13 protein-coding genes and 1 pseudogene are annotated in these 13095 nt (G+C 69.3%); 3 read left to right on the plus strand and 11 right to left on the minus strand.

All coding sequences use genetic code 11. The features are described from left to right. Positions 1 to 52 precede the first annotated feature (52 nt). From surE to puuE, 11 genes and pseudogenes are all read right to left on the minus strand, one after another. Positions 53 to 817 carry a 5'/3'-nucleotidase SurE gene (gene surE, locus ACFE7U_RS02840; protein ID WP_375408215.1) on the minus strand — a complete coding sequence of 255 codons (765 nt, stop codon included), beginning with the start codon at positions 815 to 817 and terminating at the stop codon, positions 53 to 55. Next, positions 817 to 2103 carry a serine--tRNA ligase gene (gene serS / locus ACFE7U_RS02845; protein WP_375408216.1) on the minus strand — a complete coding sequence of 429 codons (1287 nt, stop codon included), beginning with the start codon at positions 2101 to 2103 and terminating at the stop codon, positions 817 to 819. The genes surE and serS overlap by 1 nt, the downstream gene beginning before the upstream one ends. 197 nt (positions 2104 to 2300) lie before the next feature. Next, entirely contained in the window at positions 2301 to 2849 is a 549-nt protein-coding gene (locus ACFE7U_RS02850) for a flavin reductase (protein WP_375408217.1), read from the minus strand. A gap of 14 nt (positions 2850 to 2863) precedes the next feature. Next, a complete protein-coding gene (gene rutD / locus ACFE7U_RS02855) occupies positions 2864 to 3646 on the minus strand; it encodes a pyrimidine utilization protein D (RefSeq protein WP_375408218.1) in 783 nt (260 codons plus the stop codon). Positions 3647 to 3650: 4 nt separating this feature from the next. Then, complete coding sequence (rutC, locus tag ACFE7U_RS02860; RefSeq protein WP_375408219.1) at positions 3651 to 4040, minus strand: pyrimidine utilization protein C; 390 nt, start codon at positions 4038 to 4040, stop codon at positions 3651 to 3653. A gap of 125 nt (positions 4041 to 4165) precedes the next feature. Further along, positions 4166 to 4888: a pyrimidine utilization protein B gene (gene rutB, locus ACFE7U_RS02865; RefSeq protein ID WP_375408220.1), complete on the minus strand. Its 723-nt coding sequence runs from the start codon at positions 4886 to 4888 to the stop codon at positions 4166 to 4168. Further along, complete coding sequence (rutA, locus tag ACFE7U_RS02870; RefSeq protein WP_375408221.1) at positions 4888 to 6009, minus strand: pyrimidine utilization protein A; 1122 nt, start codon at positions 6007 to 6009, stop codon at positions 4888 to 4890. Before rutA ends, rutB begins: the two co-directional genes overlap by 1 nt. Before the next feature lie 167 nt (positions 6010 to 6176). Next, a complete protein-coding gene (rutR, locus tag ACFE7U_RS02875; protein WP_375408222.1) occupies positions 6177 to 6818 on the minus strand; it encodes an HTH-type transcriptional regulator RutR in 642 nt (213 codons plus the stop codon). Positions 6819 to 6933: 115 nt separating this feature from the next. Continuing rightward, positions 6934 to 8781, minus strand: a complete 1848-nt coding sequence (locus ACFE7U_RS02880; RefSeq protein ID WP_375408223.1) for a sensor histidine kinase — start codon at positions 8779 to 8781, stop codon at positions 6934 to 6936. 120 nt (positions 8782 to 8901) lie between these two features. Next, complete coding sequence (gene hutH / locus ACFE7U_RS02885) at positions 8902 to 10536, minus strand: histidine ammonia-lyase (RefSeq protein ID WP_375408224.1); 1635 nt, start codon at positions 10534 to 10536, stop codon at positions 8902 to 8904. Between the two features lie 60 nt (positions 10537 to 10596). Then, a pseudogene (gene puuE, locus ACFE7U_RS02890) lies at positions 10597 to 11487 on the minus strand (allantoinase PuuE); the annotation flags it as partial. A gap of 227 nt (positions 11488 to 11714) precedes the next feature. On the opposite strand from puuE, the gene ACFE7U_RS02895 reads away from it, so the two are divergent. From ACFE7U_RS02895 to ACFE7U_RS02905, 3 genes are read left to right on the plus strand one after another with little or no spacing between them, the layout of a single operon-like run. Continuing rightward, positions 11715 to 12335: an urease subunit gamma gene (locus ACFE7U_RS02895; protein WP_375408225.1), complete on the plus strand. Its 621-nt coding sequence runs from the start codon at positions 11715 to 11717 to the stop codon at positions 12333 to 12335. Between the two features lie 50 nt (positions 12336 to 12385). Continuing rightward, positions 12386 to 12676: an AbrB/MazE/SpoVT family DNA-binding domain-containing protein gene (locus ACFE7U_RS02900; protein WP_375408226.1), complete on the plus strand. Its 291-nt coding sequence runs from the start codon at positions 12386 to 12388 to the stop codon at positions 12674 to 12676. Beyond that, positions 12673 to 13089: a PIN domain-containing protein gene (locus ACFE7U_RS02905; RefSeq protein WP_375408227.1), complete on the plus strand. Its 417-nt coding sequence runs from the start codon at positions 12673 to 12675 to the stop codon at positions 13087 to 13089. The genes ACFE7U_RS02900 and ACFE7U_RS02905 overlap by 4 nt, the downstream gene beginning before the upstream one ends. The last annotated feature ends 6 nt before the right edge of the window (positions 13090 to 13095 follow it).

A 13095-nucleotide genomic window follows, 5' to 3' on the forward strand; every position in this document is an offset into this window, starting at 1 on the left:
GCGTCCTCGATGGCGCCGGCCTCGTCGCCGGTCGTCACGGGCGCGGCTCCGATTACACTTCGAAGGCCAGGGCGAAGCGGGTCAGGGTCGGCTCGTCGGTCAGGTCGAGGCGCAAGGGGGTCACCGAGATGCGGTTCTCGGCGATGGCCTTGAGGTCGGTGCCGAGGCCCGGCTCGAACCGCGCCTTGGCGAAGGCCAGCCAGAAATACGGGTTGCCGCGCCCGTCCTGGCGGGCGTCGATGGCGAGCAGCGCCTGGTTGCGGAACCCCTGCGCGGCGACCGCGATGCCCCGGACCTCCTCGGGCTCGCAATCGGGGAAATTGACGTTGACGACGATCCCGGGCTCGATCCCGGTCTCCAGGATCTTCCTGACCACCGCCGGCCCGTGCGCGGCGGCGCAGGCCCATTTGATCGCTCCGCGTCCCCCGGCCCCGTAGGCCTGGCTCAGCGCGATCGACTTCACGTTGAGGATGGTGCCCTCCATCGCCGCCGCGATGGTGCCCGAATAGGTCACGTCCTCGGCGACGTTCTGGCCGCGGTTGACCCCGGACAGGACGAGGTCCGGGCCATGGTCCTTGAGGATGTGGCGCACCCCCATGATCACGCAATCGGACGGCGTGCCTTTCACGGCGAAGCGCTTGTCGGCGATCTCGCGCAGGCGCAGCGGGTCGTTGAGCGAGAGCGAGTGCGAGACGCCGGACTGGTCGCTCTCGGGCGCCACCACCCAGACGTCGTCGGACAGCGACCGCGCGATGCCCTCCAGGGTCTCGAGCCCCGGCGCGTGAATGCCGTCGTCGTTGGTGACGAGAATGCGCATCAGGCCTTGTGTCCTTCGATTCGTTCGATCCCGCCCATATAGGATTTCAGCACCGACGGGACGGTGATGCTGCCGTCCGGGTTCTGGTAGTTCTCCATCACGGCGATCAGGGCGCGCCCCACTGCCACGCCCGACCCGTTGAGGGTATGGACGAAAGACGCGCCCTTGCCCTCCTTGGGGCGGTAGCGCGCGTTCATCCGCCGCGCCTGGAAGTCGCCGCAGACCGAGCAGGACGAGATTTCCCGGAATGTCTCCTGCCCCGGCATCCAGACCTCGATGTCGTAGGTCTTCCGGGATGCAAAACCCATGTCGCCGGCACACAACGTCATGACGCGGTAGGGCAGGTCGAGCTTCTTCAGCACGGCTTCGGCCGAGCCGAGCATGCGCTCGTGCTCGGCTGCCGACTGGTCCGGCGCCGTGATGGAAACGAGCTCGACCTTGTTGAACTGGTGCTGGCGCAGCATCCCGCGGGTGTCGCGCCCGGCCGACCCGGCCTCGGCCCGGAAGCACGGGGTGAGGGCGGTAAACCGGAGCGGGAGTTCGTCTTCCGCGAGGATGGATTCGCGGACGAGGTTGGTGAGGGGGACTTCGGCCGTGGGGATGAGCCAGAATTCCTCGCCTGCCCGAAACTGGTCATCCCGAAACTTCGGCAACTGGGCCGTCCCGAACATCGCCTCGTCCCGCACGAGGATCGGCGGCGCCACCTCCGTGTAGCCATGCTCGCCCGTATGCAGGTCGAGCATGAACTGCCCGAGCGCCCGTTCCAGCCGCGCGAGCTGGCCCTTGAGCACCACGAAGCGCGCGCCCGACATCCGCGAGGCCGCCTCGAAATCCATCAGGCCCGAGGCCTCGCCGAGCTCGAAATGCTGCCGGCCGGTCGCAAGCTGCGGGCGCGGTGCCTCGAAGCGGCGGTACTCGACGTTGCCGTGCTCGTCGGCACCCTCGGGCACCTCCGGGTTCGGGCTGTTGGGGATGGCGGCGAGCCGGTCGTCGAGCACCCTCCCCGCTTCGGCCTGCGCCGCTTCCAGGGCCGGTGCCTCGTCCTTGAGCCGCACCACCTCGGCCATGAGTTCGGCCGCGCGCGCTTCGTCCCTCGCCTTCTTGGCCGCCCCGACCTCCCTCGAGAGCGCGTTGCGCCGCTCCTGGTTGGCTTGAGCCCCCGAGACCGCGGTCTTGCGGACATCGTCCAGCCCGATCAGCTCGGCGGCAAGCGGGTCGAGCCCGCGCCGCTTCAGGGCGAGGTCGAAAGCGTCCGGATTCTCACGGACGGCGCGGATGTCGTGCATGGGCGGCTCGGTTCGCGTTCAGGCGAGGACGCTTTGCAGCATCGGCCGGGGCGCGACAAGGGTGGGCACGACGCACTCGACTCCCCCTTGCGGGGAGGAGTTGGAGATCGGGCTGGCTGGGTGACCCGGCTGCGGAGGCAAGCGGAACTACCCCCACCCCTAACCCCTGCCCGCAAGGGGGAGGGGATTCCCGCGTCTCACGCCAGCCGGCGCAGCGGCTCCACCGTCTCGGAGCCATCCGCCACCAGCGGCACCGCATGATACCGCCGTGCCGCGTAGACGAGCCCCTCCCCCTCCCCCGGCTCGGCCAGGGCCTCGACCGCGCAGATCAGCACGTCGTGGCTGCCGACGCTGGTGCGGCCGACGATGCGGCAATCGAAGGCCGCGAGCGCCCCGTCGAGCACCGGCGCGCCGGTGGCGAGGGTGCCCCAGCTGGCTGAGGCGAAGCGCTCGTCCATGGCTGTGCGCCCGCCGAAAGCGCCCGCCACCGCCGCCTGCTCGGCCGTCAGGGTGTTGACGCACAGGGCATCGTTGCGGCTGAAGGCGTCGTAGGCCGAGGAGCCGCGGTTGAGGCAGACCAGCAGCGTCGGCGGCGCGTCGCTGACGCTGCACACGGCCGTGGCGGTGAAGCCCGCCCTTCCCCCGGCGCCTTGCGTGGTCACGAGGTGGACGGCGCTGGCGAGCCGCGCCATCGCCTCCCGATAGGGGCCGGCCTCCACCGGCTCCGTCGTGGTCGTCGCGGTCATGGCGGCCTTGGGAATCATCGGCGCGTGGCCAGGAAGTCGAGGAGGCGAGCGGTGAAGGCGGGCGCCTCCGTCACGCTGTGGGCGTGACCGCCGCTCGGTGCAAGGTCGAGATGGGCATCGGGCAGCCCCCCGGCGAGGTCCCGCGAGCACGTCCACGGCACCAGCACGTCGTCCCGGGCCGCCATCGCCAGGGTCTCGGCGGCGATCTCACCCAGCCGGTCCGACAAATCGAAGGCCTCGATCGCCGCGATCCGGGCCAGCGTGTTGGCGGCCCCCGGAAAATGCGCGAGGGCATGGGCCTCGTCGGCAGCGACCCGGTCCGCGTTCTGCGAGAGCCAGGGCGCCGGATAGAGAAAGATCGCCTGCGCCCTCACGTAGGCCTCCGGGCCGACATGGCTGAGCAAGGCCTTGCGGGCGGCAAAGCAGCGCTTCGTCGCAGAGTCTGTCCTGGCCCAGCCGTTGACGACGACGAGGCGGCCGACGCGCTCAGGAGCGATGAGCGCCATTTGCAGCCCGATCAGCCCGCCGAGCGCGTGGCCGACGACGTCGCAGGCGGCGATGTCGAGGGCATCGAGCACGCCGAGCGCATCGTGTGCCATCGCCGCGATGTCGTGGCCCGGCTCCAGCGCGCCCGGCGAGCGGCCTGTGCCGCGGTGGTCGTAGGCGACCACGCGGAACCGCTCCGCCAGCGCCGGGATCTGCGGCGCGAAGTACCCTGCTGATCCGCCCAAGCCCGACGACAGCAGCACCGTGCGGCCGCCCGAGCCGTGGACCTCGTGGTGGATCGCTGCCGCCACGATCTCAGGACGTCCCGAGATGGGCGACCGAGGCGATCTCGACGAGGGCGTCGGGCTTCACGAGGCCGCACTGGATGCAGTAGCGCGCCGGCTTCTCGCCCGGAAAGTAGCTCGCATAGACGGCGTTCATCGCGGCGTAATCGGCCCAGTCCTTCAGGAAGATGTGGTTGAAGGTGACGTCGTCCATGGTGCCGCCCGCGGCCTCGACGACACCTTTGATGGTCTCGAGCACGTGCCTGGTCTGGGCCGAGGCGTCGCCGACATGCACGACGTTGGCGTCTGCGTCGAGCGGCAGGGTGCCCGAGACGTAGAGCACCCCATCGGCGAGCGTGCCCGGGACGTAGGGGGCGAGCGGCTTGCCGGTGCCGGGAGGGATGATCACGGTCTTGGGCATGGTGTCGGGTGCTCCTCGAAGGGCGGCACCGATCCACTCGACCGCCGCGCCCGTGTCTCCAAACCACTCTGGTCATCCCGGGCTCTGCTTCGCAGCCCCGGGATGACCAAAGGTGACGCGAGTTCCTATTCCGCCTCCGCCCCGCTCAACGCCGCCTCGAACGCCGCCACGTCCGACACCCAGCCGAAGAAGGTCTCGATGTTGGCGAGCGCCCCCGCCTGCAGGCTGTCCGGGCCGGCCTGATGGGTCGCGTCGGCGAGGACGATGCCGAAATATTCGAGGAAGAAGCCGTCGCGCAGGGTCGATTCCACGCAGACGTTGGTGGCGATGCCGGTGAAGACCAGGGTGCGGATGCCACGTGCCCGCAGCATGCTGTCGAGCGCGGTGTTGTAGAACCCGCTGTAGCGGGGTTTCGGGAGCACGATGTCGCCGGGCTCCGGCTTGAGCGCGTCGACCAGCGCGTAGTCCCAGGTACCCTTGGCGAGCAGCCGCTCGTTCATCTCCGGGCGAGCCCGCATGGTCTTGAGGGCGTTCGACTTGTGCCAGTTCGGCGAGCCGGGGCCGCCCGCCTCGACGTAGTCTGCGTCCCAGCCGTTCTGGAACCAGATCACCCGGATGCCGGCCCCGCGCGCGGCGGCCACGGCCTGCGCGATCCGGTCGATCACCCGCCCGGTCGCCGAGACGTCGAAGCCGGCGAGGTCGAGGTAGCCGCCCTTCGTCGCGTAGGCGTTCTGCATGTCGACGACGATGAGGGCGGTAGCGTCCGCATCGAAGGCGATCGGTTCGGGGCGCGCCGAGAGGGTGATTCCGCCGTGGCGCCCGCGCGGGTCGTGGTACCCGGCCGGCATCACGCCACCTTCGTCATGGCGGCGCCGGCTCGCGCCATGGCCGCACCGTCCTGCGACAGGTGCTGGCGCGATTGCATCAGCGGCTGGATGCGGGTGCCAAAATCCTCGATCCCCTTCAGGAAATCGTCGAACACCAGGAGCACGCCCTCGGTGCCCGGCACGGTGGCGATCTCGTCGAGCATGCGCGCGACCTCCGCATAGGAGCCGACCAGCGTGCCCATGTTGATGTTCACCGCCGAGGTCGGGTCGACCATCTGGCGGACATTGGTGTCGGCGCCGGACTTGGTGTCGGCCGCTCCCTGGACCCCGAGCCAGGCGATCGCCTCCCCGTCGGCGCCGGCCTTGTAGTGCTCCCAGGTGGAGCGGGCGGCCTCGTCGGTCTCGTCGGCGATGATCATGAACAGGACGTAGGAGGAGACGTCGCGTCCGGTCTCGGCCTTGGCGGCCTCCAGCCGCTCCACCGTGGGAGCAAAGGCCGTGGGGGTGTTGACGCCCTTGCCGAAGCAGAAGTTGTAGTCGGCATATTTCGCCGTGAAGGCCATGCCGGCCGAGCTCTGCCCGGCGCAGATGATCTTCATGTCGGCCTGCGGCCGCGGGCTCAGGCGGCAATCGTCCATCTGGAAGAACTCGCCCTTGAGATCGCAGACGCCCGTCTCCCAAAGGTCACGCAGCACTTGAGCATATTCTCCCAAATACTCGTAACGCCTCGCGAAATACTCGTCGCCGGGCCAGAGGCCCATCTGCGAGTATTCCGGCCGCTGCCAGCCGGTGACGAGGTTGAGGCCGAAGCGCCCGCCCGAGATCGAGTCGATGGTCGAGGCCATGCGGGCGGTGATGGCGGGGGGCATGCACAGGGTCGCGGCGGTGGCGAACAGCTTGATCCGGCTGGTGACGGCGGCGAGCCCCGCCATCAGCGTGAACGATTCGAGGTTGTGGTCCCAGAACTCGGTCTTGCCGCCGAATCCCCGCAGCTTGATCATCGAGAGCGCGAAATCGAGGCCGTAATGCTCGGCGCGCAGCACCACCTGCTTGTTCAGTTCGAAACTCGGTTTGTATTGCGGGGCGTTCTCCGAGAGGAGCCAGCCATTGTTCCCGATCGGGATGAAGACGCCCACGTTCATGGCAGCCCCGGTGTTCGGAGGAGTTCGGTTGGGTTACGATATCGAACTGGACCAAACGGTCAAACTCCAACGGGCTGATTCCGGCCGTCTGCACAAACTCTCTTCGCTTTGCCTCCGCGAGCGGCGGGGATTGCTCAATTCGGCTGCGGGATTCGATCGCCCGGCGCTCAGCGCAATCCGAGCCCGCCCAGAATCAGGTCTTGCGTGCTCGCCACCGTCCGCTCGAAGAAATGCGGGTCGTCGAGGCCCCGGCCGGTGATCGCGTCGACCTGCACGGCGAAGTCGGCATAGTGCTGCGTGATCGCCCAGATCGAGAAGACGAGGTGATGGGGGTCGTGGGCGCCGATCCGGCCCTGCGCGATCCAGCCCGAGAGGATCGCCGCCTTGGCGTCGACGAGGCGGCGCAGGGGGCCTTCGAGCTCGGCGCGCAGCAGCGGCGCCCCCTGGACGATCTCGAGGCAGAACAGGCGCGAGGCCTGGGGGGCGTCGCGCGAAAGGGTGAGCTTGGTGCGGATATAGGCGCGGAGCGCATCGGCCGGCTCGCTCTGGGCATCGAGCGCCTGGAGCGGGTCGAGCCAGATCTCGAGCACCCTGCGCAGCACCGCGAGGTAGAGCGCCTCCTTTGAGGGGAAGTAGTAGAGCAGGTTGGTCTTCGAGAGGCCCGCCTTCTCTGCCAGCTGCTCGACGCTGGCGCCGTGGAGGCCGACGCCGGAGAACACCGCGAGCCCCGCATCGAGGATCGCCTCGCGCCGGGCCTCGCCGTCCTTGCGGCGGCGACGCTCGGAGGGCTTGGGTGCGTCTGCGGCCACGGCACGGGTTCCTCCCACGGCGCGGCGGGACCGCGCTGGCGGCTCTTATCCCGGATTTGTTCGCGCCGGGTCCAGCGTTGCGCCGCGACCGGCCGCTTCGCCGTCCGCGACGACGTCAGGCCGGGACGGCGCCCAGCGAGGCCGTCACCGCGCAGCACACGCCCGCGTGCTCGAACCGGATCTGCGTCGTCCCGCGCAGCTCGGATGCGAGCCCGCGCTCGATCAGGCGCGAGCCGAACCCGCGCCGGTCGGGCGGCGTGACCGGCGGGCCGCCGCGCTCCTGCCAGACGAGCGCGAGTTGCGGGCCGTCCGCGTCGTCCTCCACGTGCCAGCGGATCTCGACGACGCCCTCCGCGGTCGAGAGCGCCCCGTACTTCGCCGCGTTGGTGCAGAGTTCGTGCAGGGCCATGCTCAGGGCGAGCGCGGTCCGCGGCAGGAGGCGGACATGCGGTCCCTGGACCGTGAACCGGGTGACGCCGCCCTCGCCATAAGGGCGGATCACCTCCGCGACGACGTCGTGCAGGTCGGCGCTGGCCCAGTTCTCCCGGGTGAGGACATCGTGGGCGCGGGCCAGGGCGAGGAGCCTGGCCTCGAACGTCGCGCGCGCCTTCCCGGCCGCCTCGCCGGTGAGGAGCTTGAGGCTCTGTCCGGCGAGGGACTGCACCGTGGCGAGGGTGTTCTTGACCCGGTGGTTGAGCTCGTCGACGAGGAGACCGCGGGCGACGTCGCGTCGGCGCAGCTCCGCCGAGGCCGCGACCAGGGCCTCGGCCACCGCCCGGCCTTCCTTGACCATGGAGCGCGGCAGAGCCGGCAGCGGCTCGTCGCGGCCGAGCGCCACCGCCGCCCCGGCGAGGTCGCAGAGCGGCCGCGCGAGCCGGCCGGCCAGGACCCAGGCGAGGCACGCCGCCAGGCAGGCGACGAGGGAGCCGAAGACCAGGAGGTTCCACTGGAGGTCGGCCACCGACGCAAGGGCGCGGTCGGCCCTGTGGCGCACCACGACGGTCCAGCCGAGACCCGGATAGGTGCGGTAGCCCTGCGTCGGCTGGACGGCGGTGACGTAGGCCTCCTCGCTGTCGGGCCAGTCGGCGACGATGCTGCCGTCTTGCTCCCTTGCCGATGCGAGGGAGGCTTGCAGCGTCGCCGGGATCGCCCGGCCCTCGAGTGCGGGCGGCCCGATCAGGACGGTGCCGTCCCGGGCGAGAACGAGGATCTGCGCGCCCTCTCTCCGTCCTTTCAGGGACAGCGTGAAGGAGCGCGCCACCTCCCGTGCCCAGCTCCAGTTGAGGTGGGCCACGACCACGCCCGTGAGGCCGCCGTCGGCCCCGAGCACCGGGGACGCGATGTCGACGAGGCGCAGGGGCTCGCCCGCCGCCTGCGGCAGCAACGAGGCCAGCAGCAGCGCTTCATGGACATCGCCGATGAAGGGACCTTTGCGGCCGTCGAGGAAATACCCCCGGCGGGACACGTCCGCGCCCTCGATCAACCCATTGCTGGTGGCCAGGATGCGGCCTTCCGGGCTGATGAGCCCGACGATCGAGTACAGCGGATAGGTCTGCTGCAGGCGCTGCAGCATCGTGCGCTTGGCGCCGAGCGGCACTGCCGGATCGCGCAGCATGTCGTTGGACGCCACGATCTCGATGTCGCGCCAGCGCTCGAACATCCCGTGGTCGAGGGTCCGGGCCATGTGACCGGCCAGTTCCTCGAGCTGGGCGGCGATCTCGACCTCGAGCCGCGCGGTGGCTTCGCGGGTGACGAGGGTGGTGAGCAGAAGGGCCGAGGCGAGCCCGAGTGCGCCGAGCACCAGGGCCAGGACCAGCCTGAGCGACGGGATGTCGAACCGCAGCGACGGGCCGAACCTCCCGCCGGCCGAAGCACCGAGCCCGCCATTCAGCACGGTCGCGCCGGAGCCGTCGGCAGAACCCGGCATCCGGGAGGGGATCGTCAGACGACTCTCGGGACGCATGGCAGACGTCCTCGCCGACAAGCCGTTCGCTTCCTGGGAAGGTCGAAGCGAATGGTTAACAAATCGTTAACGCATCAACCCGACGTCACGACGTCGTTCGCCTTGCGGCAGGCCTTCGGCCTATTCCAGTTCGCCCAGTGCCGCCTCCACTGCCGCGACGACGGCGCCCGAACGCAGGAGCGCCAAGGCGTCTACCATCTCGGTGTGGTACCAGCGGTCGCCGTCGAGGGCCGGCGGGATCACCGCGCGGATCGCGTCGAAGGCGGCCTGCGTGCCCCTGCCGATCGGATGGTCCTTGGCGAGGTCGGCAACGAGGCTGAGAGCCTGTGCCGCCATCAGCATCTCGCCGGCCACGATCTGCTCGGCGTTCTCCACGATCGTTCGAGCCTTGCGCCCGCACCAGGTCGAGTTCGAGACGTGGTCCTCGGCGTTGGACTTGCCCGGGATCGAATCGACCGAGCCCGGGCTCGACAGGGTGCGGTTCTCCATCACCAGCGCCGAGAGGGTGCATTGCACAGTGGCGAACCCGGTGTTCAGCCCCTTCTTGCCGGCGAGCAGGTTGCGCGGCAGGCCGTAGCTCAGTGTCGGGTCGATCAGGCGGAACAGCCGCCGCTCGCTGATCGAGCCGAGATCGGTGATCGCGATGCTCAAGAGATCCATGGCCTGGGCCACGTACTGGCCGTGGAAGTGCCCGCCCGAGATGCAGGCATAGCCGCCCTCCCCGTCGTCGAAAATCAGCGGGTTGTCGGTGGCGGAGTTGATCTCGGTGCCGATGATGCCGCCGATATAGGCCAAAGCCTCGCGCACCGGCCCGTGGACCTGGGGGGCGCAGCGCAGGGAATAGACGTCCTGCACCCGTGGCGGCGGCGCGGTGCCGGCTGCCCGCGCTTCGTCCGGGAACAGGGTGTGGCGGGCTGATTCGGTGCAGCGCTGCGAGCCCTCCAGCAGGCGCAGCACGTTGCGGGCGCTCGCAGCCTGGCCCTTGTGCGGCCGGGCGGCGTGCAGGCGCGGATCGAAGGCCGCGGTCTCGGCGCGCAGGCATTCGAGGGTCAGCGAGAGCGCGATGTCGGCATGCTTCAAGAGGTTCTTCGCATCCTCCAGCGCCAGCACGCCCAGCGCCAGGGAGACGGTCGAGCCGTTGATCAGGGCCGAGGCGTCCTTGGCCTCCAGCGGGAATTCGGGCTCCAGCCCGGCCAGCGCCAGGGCCTCGCGGGCGGGCAGGCGCTTGCCCTCGTAGACCATCTCGGCCTCCGCGAAACCGCAGACGGCGCCGGCGAGATGGGCCAAGGGGGCGAGGTCCCCGGAGGCGCCGACCGATCCCTTCTGCGGGATCACCGGCACGAGGCCGGCGTCCAGGCAGGCGAGCAACCGCTCGACCACGGCGATGCGCGGACCGGAATAGTTCGACGCGAAGGCGTTGGCGCGCAGCAGCATGGTGGCGCGCACCACCTCGGCATCGAACGGTTCGCCGACGCCCGTGGCGTGGGCGTAGACCGTCCGGCGCTGGTATTCCTGCATGTCGGACATGCGCACGCGCTGGTCCTTGAACAGGCCGACCCCGGTGTTGAACGAGTACATCAGCGGCGCATCGTCGGTCATGAAGTGCGCGTCGATATAGGTGCGGGCCGCCTCCATCCTGGTGCGTGCCTCCGGCTCGATCGCGGTGCGCGCGCGGGCCCCGCCGCCATCGGGACGGGCTACCGCGACGACGTCCGGCCCGGCGAGCGTGCGGCCGTCGATGGAAATCGTCGTCATGGGGAAACTCCAGGCAGATGTCGGTCTGAGCTTGAGCAGGAAACGGGCCGGTCAAGCCGGCGGGTGACGGGCGATCCAATGCCGGGCGATGTCGATCCGGCGCGCCACCCAGACGTCCTCGTGTGCGGCGACGTGGTCGAGGAAGCGGATCAGCGCGCCGATTCGCCCCGGGCGGCCGATCAGGCGGCAATGCAGGCCCACCGACATCATCTTGGGCGCGGTCGCCCCCTCGGCGTAGAGCGCATCGAAGGTGTCGCAGAGATAGGTCGCGAAGTGGTCGCCGGTGTTGAAGCCCTGGGCGGCCACACAGCGCATGTCGTTGGCATCGAGCGTGTAGGGCACGACGAGCCCGCGCCCGCTCGGCTCGGTGATCCAGTAGGGCAGGTCGTCGGCGTAGGAATCGGCCAGATAGGTGAAGCCGGCCTCGATCCCGAGGTCGAGGGTGTGGGGCGAGGAGCGGCCGGTATACCAGCCCAGCGGGCGTTCCCCGGTGACCTCGGTGTGGATGCGGATCGCCTCGTCCATGTGCGCCTTCTCCTGCGCACGGGTGAAGTCGCGGTAGTCGATCCACTTGAGGCCGTGGCAGGCGATCTCCCACTCCGCTTCCTTCATTGCCGCGGCGATGTCGGGATGGCGGGCGAGCGCCGTGGCGACGCCGAACACGGTGACGGTGACGCCTCTGGCCTGGAACAGCCGCCACAGGCGCCAGAACGCGGCGCGGGAGCCGTATTCGAACAGGGATTCCATGCTCATGTGGCGCTGGCCCGGCCAGGGCTGCGCGCCGACGAGCTCGGACAGGAACGCCTCCGAGGCCGGATCGCCGTGGAGGATGCAGTTCTCGCCGCCTTCCTCGTAGTTGAGCACGATCTGCACCGCGATCCGCGCGTCGTTCGGCCAATGCGGATGGGGCGGGCTGCGGCCGTAGCCGACGAGGTCGCGGGGGTAGGTCACGGCATGCGCCTCTCGTCGTCGCGCGGGTGTGCCCGCTGTTCGAGTGCGCCGGCCGTCTTGTCAATTCATGGCGACGACCGGGAAAGGGCCGGACCATGCCGCACCGGGAGCGCGACGGCCGGGATGCGGCGACGACGAGAGTCTGGCAGAGTCTGTGTTCCGGACCGGCGCGCACGGTCCTTGCCTGTCGCCGCCGACTTCGGCGCCCCAACAAAGGTTTCCTGCCCGTGCTCCTGACCCCGCGCGAAAAGGACAAGCTCCTCGTCGCCATGGCCGCCCAGGTCGCCCGCAACCGCCTGTCGCGGGGCGTCAAGCTCAACTACCCGGAGGCGATCGCGCTGATCACCGATGCGGTGGTCGAGGGCGCGCGCGACGGCCGCTCGGTCTCCGAGCTGATGCAGGCCGGCGCCCACGTGCTCACCGCCGATCAGTGCATGGAGGGGATCGCCGAGATGATCCACGACATCCAGGTCGAGGCGACCTTTCCCGACGGAACCAAGCTCGTCACCGTCCACCACCCGATCCGGGGTGCGGCGAGTGCCGACGTGCCGGGGTCCGTGACGACGCTGCCCGGCGACATCGTCTTCAACGACGGCGCGGAGCGCACCGTGATCCAGGTCGCCAATACCGGTGACCGGCCGATCCAGGTCGGCTCGCACTACCATTTCTACGAGGTCAATCCCGGCCTGCGTTTCGAGCGCGAGAAGGCGCGCGGCCAGCGCCTCGATATCGCGCCGGGCACCGCGGTGCGCTTCGAGCCGGGAAGCACGCGGTCCGTGACGCTGGTGCCGCTGGGCGGCAAGCGGGAAGTTTATGGCTTCCGGGGCGAGGTGATGGGCAGGCTTTGACTCTCCAGTGCACTCCTTACATTCTGCAACGAACGTAAGGAGTGGCAGCCATGGGACGGTTCGAGGCCAAGATGACGTCGAAGGGGCAGATCACCGTCCCCGCCCCACTCCGCTCCGCGATGCATCTCAAACCAGGCGACAAGCTCGTCTTCGTCGAGGATTCCGGCGGATACCGTCTCGAGTCGCAGGTGTCCACGCTCGCCGATCTGCGCGGCATCGTCCGTAAATGTTCGGAGTCGGTTACGACTGATCAAATCGCCGCCTGGATCGAAGAGAGCCGTGTGGCCCGCTGGAGCGGACGTGATACGTCCGACGCCGATGAGCCCGGTGAGGGCCGATGATCGGTGTCGACACGAATGTGCTGCTACGCTGGCTCGTGGACGAGACGGTCTGGCCGATCGACAATCCCGACCAAGTCGTTCACGCCACGCGCATCCTGTCTGATTCCCGTGAGCGGTTCTTCATCAACAACGTCGTGCTCGCCGAAGCGGTCTGGGTTCTGAACAAGCCGTTGAAGCAGAGAAAGCCCGTTCTGGTGGACCTGTTGCGGCGGTTGTTCGAGGCATCGAATGTCGAGATCGAGAGGCGTGATGCGGCCGCCGATGCCATCGCCGCCTTCGCGGCGGGCGGTGGCGGTTTCAGCGATTACCTCATCGGCGCCATCAATCGGCATGGGGGATGCGACACGACACTGACGTTCGACCGGAAAGCCGGTTGGCCCGCCGATTTCACGCGGCTTGGTTCGAGACCCTGATCCACC

The sequence above is a fragment of the uncultured Methylobacterium sp. genome (assembly GCF_964251405.1).
Taxonomy (GTDB): Bacteria; Pseudomonadota; Alphaproteobacteria; order Rhizobiales; family Beijerinckiaceae; genus Methylobacterium.

Coding starts and splice junctions, on each gene's coding strand:
- surE (WP_375408215.1), bottom strand. CDS start 817: ATGCGCATTCTCGTCACCAACGACGACGGCATTCACGCGCCGGGGCTC.
- serS (WP_375408216.1), bottom strand. CDS start 2,103: ATGCACGACATCCGCGCCGTCCGTGAGAATCCGGACGCTTTCGACCTC.
- ACFE7U_RS02850 (WP_375408217.1), bottom strand. CDS start 2,849: ATGACCGCGACGACCACGACGGAGCCGGTGGAGGCCGGCCCCTATCGG.
- rutC (WP_375408219.1), bottom strand. CDS start 4,040: ATGCCCAAGACCGTGATCATCCCTCCCGGCACCGGCAAGCCGCTCGCC.
- rutB (WP_375408220.1), bottom strand. CDS start 4,888: ATGCCGGCCGGGTACCACGACCCGCGCGGGCGCCACGGCGGAATCACC.
- rutA (WP_375408221.1), bottom strand. CDS start 6,009: ATGAACGTGGGCGTCTTCATCCCGATCGGGAACAATGGCTGGCTCCTC.
- ACFE7U_RS02880 (WP_375408223.1), bottom strand. CDS start 8,781: ATGCGTCCCGAGAGTCGTCTGACGATCCCCTCCCGGATGCCGGGTTCT.
- hutH (WP_375408224.1), bottom strand. CDS start 10,536: ATGACGACGATTTCCATCGACGGCCGCACGCTCGCCGGGCCGGACGTC.
- ACFE7U_RS02900 (WP_375408226.1), top strand. CDS start 12,386: ATGGGACGGTTCGAGGCCAAGATGACGTCGAAGGGGCAGATCACCGTC.
- ACFE7U_RS02905 (WP_375408227.1), top strand. CDS start 12,673: ATGATCGGTGTCGACACGAATGTGCTGCTACGCTGGCTCGTGGACGAG.